This is a genomic window from Micromonospora sp. NPDC049580 (assembly GCF_040675595.1).
Classification (GTDB): Bacteria; Actinomycetota; Actinomycetes; order Mycobacteriales; family Micromonosporaceae; genus Micromonospora.
Genome location: NZ_JBFAPG010000692.1, coordinates 1 through 2332 on the forward strand (window position 1 = coordinate 1; position 2332 = coordinate 2332).

1 protein-coding gene is annotated in these 2332 nt (G+C 68.4%); it reads right to left on the reverse strand.

The window, feature by feature from the left end:
- Positions 1-992: 992 nt before the first annotated feature.
- Positions 993-2249, reverse strand: coding sequence for a glycoside hydrolase family 6 protein (locus tag AB0J68_RS31065; protein WP_363942317.1), 1257 nt, complete (start codon positions 2247-2249; stop codon positions 993-995).
- Between the last annotated feature and the right edge of the window lie 83 nt (positions 2250-2332).

The window sequence follows — 2332 nt, forward strand, 5'->3', positions numbered from 1 at the left end:
GCCGGGGCCCAGGGTTACGGGTCAGAACACCATCTACCGACCGAAACGTCGGCTTGTCGTATCCACACCAGCCGCAACGAACGGCTTCGGGTGCGAGGATCGCGTATGCGTGACCGGAGACCACCTCTCGTTCGATGGAAACTGCGGTGTCCGCCCGGCCTGACATGACGGCCGACGGCGGGCGATCCAACGGTGTACGGCCCTCCCTTTCCTCTACTACCTCTTTCCCTAGCTGACGTACGATCCGCCGGTGCTGGAGCCCACGCGACTTCACGGCCCCCACACGTACGGCGAACATCAGCTGGAGCCCCAAAAAGAGCCTTGGCCCCACCTGCGCCCGGCTCGCATCACGCCGGGCTGTGTTCCTACTGCCTTCTTCCATAAAGGGAACGATGGATCACGTTCCGCTCCTCGCCGCCCGTCGTGATCTCACGGCCGGACAGCCCGTCTGCGTCTTGACGGATCTTTGCTCTCTCGACTCGAAGAAGAGTATGCCACACCGCAGAGGATGTCTAGTCTTCTCGGCCTAGATTTGTTGGTCGCCACCCATCAGAGTGGCTGACCTGCTTAACCTCTACGTGAGTTGTCGCAACCGCTCTCCCGAACTCTCCCTGACGGAAACGCAGGGCCGGTGTCGGTCATCGAGGCGAAGCCGGACAGCCGCGTGGGGCGGACGAATCGCGTCCCAGGCCGCCGCTGCCGACTACCCCTGAACCGCGGTGGCGTGGTTCAGGGTCATCGGTCGTCGTCGACGACCCTAGTGAGGTCGGAGCCGGCGGCGGAGCGGGGCATGACCGGGATCAGCACCGTCGCGACCCGCGATGTGCAGGGCGCCGAGAATGATCCGGGTCGCGGCATCCATGCCGGGACGGCGGTCGGTCTGCCAGCGTCGATGCTGCCGCTGCTCGCCGTACTCGGTCCGGCCCGTACCCAGCACGGGGCCGGGCCCGGCGCGGAGAGTGGTCCTCCACGCCGGGCCGTCGCAGGCGGAATCAGCTGGCCGCGCAGATGACCGTCGCCGGGCCGGTGCCGGTGCCCTGGAAGCCGAAGTTGGTCGACTGCCCGGCGCCGACGTGTCCGTTGTAGCCCACGTTGGTGAACCGGACGGTTCCGCTGGTGCCGCTGGCCTGGGCGTTCCAGGTGCCGGTGATCGCGGCGCCGCTGGGCAGCGTGATCGTCGCGGTCCAGCCGTTGATGTCCGCAGAGCCGGCGGTGACCGTCACGCTCGCGGTGAATCCGCCGGACCACTGGTTGACCGCCACCGACGCGGAGCATCGGTTACCGGTCGGCGGCGGCGTGGTCGGGGGCGCGGTGGTCGGCGGGGCCGTGGTGGGCGGGGCGGTCGTCGGCGGGGCCGTGGTCGGCGGAGCCGTCGTCGGCGGGGCCGTAGTCGGCGGAGCGGTGGTCGGCGGGTTGGGCACGCCGTTGGCCAGGCTGTAGGCCAGGTCGGGCTGGAACGAACCAGCCGTGTAGCGGCAGCCGTCGGCCTCGCCCGGCGGCTTCACCCAAAGGTAAGCGTCGATGTTGCTGTCGCCGGTGTTGGTGGTCGGGTACGTCCCGATGCGCCGGTCGGTGTTGTCGTCGCCGCACCAGTCCCCGCTGGCGCCGCCGTTGCGGCTGGTGTCGATGACCTGGCGCTTGCCCGAGATGCCCATGCCGTTGAGGGCGGAGATCACCGAGCGGCCGAAGTTCGCCTCGCCGGAGGTGGAGTTGAAGTTCGACACGTTGGTGAAGAAACCGTCGGCGTACTGCACGCCGGCCGCGCGGAGCCGGTTGGCCGTCTCACCCGCGCTGTTCCAGGTGGAGTGGCCGCCGTCGAGGTACACCTTGGCGTTGGGGTTGGCCGACTTGATGGTCCGGGTGGCCGTCGTGATCGCCTGGTTGCGTGCGCTGATCTCACCGCTGCTCAGGCACGTCTGCAGGGCGAGCGAGTCGGTTTCCAGGATGATCAGGACCGTCTGGTTGCCGAGTCCTCTGGCGAAGTTGGAGACCCACGTCTGGTACTGGTTGAGGTCAGGGGCGCCACCCGCGCTGGCCCCGCCGCAGTCCCGGTTGGTGATCTCGTAGACCGCCAGCACCGGGATCTGCTGGGCCGCGTTGGCGGCGCCGACGAACCCGGAGACCTCGGACTGCACGGTCGACGGGTTGAAGTTGGCGAACCAGCGGGCCTGCGGCTGACTGGCGATCTTGTCGCGGATGACGGCGGCACGCGAGTCGCCGGGGTTGGGGGCGCCGCCACCCCGGCCCACCACAACCCGGTGGGGGCGGTCTAGGAGATAACAGATAGGAAGAGCACACCACTGAACTCCAGTCACCCCACACCAGATCTCGG